Origin of the sequence: Mesorhizobium sp. M7A.F.Ca.AU.002.02.1.1 (assembly GCF_003998535.1) — a bacterium.
GTDB classification, from domain to species: domain Bacteria; phylum Pseudomonadota; class Alphaproteobacteria; order Rhizobiales; family Rhizobiaceae; genus Mesorhizobium; species Mesorhizobium ciceri.
On sequence record NZ_RZPB01001079.1, the window covers coordinates 1 to 1,590 of the forward strand.

1 protein-coding gene is annotated in these 1,590 nt (G+C 64.0%); it reads right to left on the bottom strand.

Annotation, left to right across the window (positions count from 1 at the left end):
- The coding region (locus EN879_RS35180; RefSeq protein WP_127274677.1) for a potassium/proton antiporter at positions 1–1,288 on the bottom strand (1,288 nt) is incomplete at its 3' end.
- Positions 1,289–1,590 lie beyond the last annotated feature (302 nt).

Below are 1,590 nucleotides of genomic sequence, written 5' to 3' on the forward strand. Positions count from 1 at the left end.
CCGGGCGGCCGGGTGCGACGCGATAGGCGAGAAGCTCGTGATGGGCCGAACCCGGCAATTCCAGCTCGACCTTGTCCAGCGGTCCGAGCCGCGCCGGCACGATCAAACCGAGGCGGCGCGCCAGCGGTCCGACCGTCCAGCCCTGGATGACCAGCGAAACCAGAACGATGATGAAGGCGGTGTTGAAGATGACACGGCCATTTTCCAGCCCGCCGAGCAGCGGGGTGATGGCGAGCAGGATCGACACCGCGCCGCGCAGGCCGACCCACGAGACAAAGGCGACTTCGGGGCGCGGCATGCGGAACGGGATCAGGCAGAGCCAGACGGCGACCGGCCGCGCCACGAACATCAGGAACAGGCCGAGCAGCACCGCCGGCACCATGATCGCCGGGAATTGCGAGGGCGTCGCGAACAGGCCGAGGATGAGGAACATGATGATCTGTGCCAGCCATGACATGCCGTCCTGGAAGCGCTTGAGGATGGTGACGGCGCGGATATCGGAATTGCCCGAGATGAGGCCGGCGATATAGACCGCCAGGAAGCCAGAGCCGCCAATGGCGCCGGCGGCGGCAAAGACCATCAACGACAAGGTCAGCACGAAGATCGGCAGCAGGCCATGGTCGAGATTGAGCCGGTCGACGAGACGCACGATGGCGAGGCCGCCGAGCACGCCGACGACAGCGCCAAGGCCCATGTTGAGGAGGAAGCCGAGGAAAAGGCTGGTGACCAGGACGTTGGTCTCGGGATTGGCATGAGCGGCGATGATCTCGACCAGCGTGATGGTCAGGAAGATGGCGATGGGGTCATTGGTGCCGGATTCCACCTCGAGCGTCGAGCGCACGCGTTCGCGCAGATTGATCTCGCCGGCACGCAGCAGGAAGAACACGGCGGCCGCATCGGTGGAGGCGACGGCGGCGCCGAGCAGGAAGGATTCCAGCCAGGTGAGGTCGAGCAGATAGTGGGCGGCGGCGCCGAACAGGCCGGTGGTCAGAATTACGCCGAAGGTCGCCAGCGACAACGCCGGGCCGGCTGCCTGCCGCAAGGCGTTGAGCGGCGTGCCGAAGCCGGAATCGAACAGGATGACGGCCAGCGCCAGTGAGCCGGCAAAATAGGCGATGCGGGCATTGTCGAACTGGATGCCGAGACCGTCGGTGCCGGTGGCGAGGCCAATGCAGAGGAACAGGAGCAGAAGAGGGGCGCCGAAGCGGAAGGCGATCAGGCTCGAAAACGCGGCGGCGACGACAAGCGCTGTGCCGACCAGCGTGACGAGATAGATCGCATGCTCCATCCTGAAATCAGCCCCTCAAATTTGTCTGTCTCCTGCTTTGCGAGAGAGTGGGGCGAAGACGTGACCAGTGCAAGGCGGCAGGGTGGCTTTTTGGTCTATGCCGCTGATTTTCGGATGTTTTGGCGCCCGGGACACAATTTGGGAAGGCGCAAGCTGCGCTCATGAAAAACGCCCGGGCAAAGCCGGGCGTTCCAAGTCTCGAAAAGAGGGCTTTGTGATCAGGCGATGGTCTTGCCGAAGGCGACCGATGTGTCGCCCATGCGGTTGGAGAAACCCCATTCATTGTCGTACCAGGAGAGCAC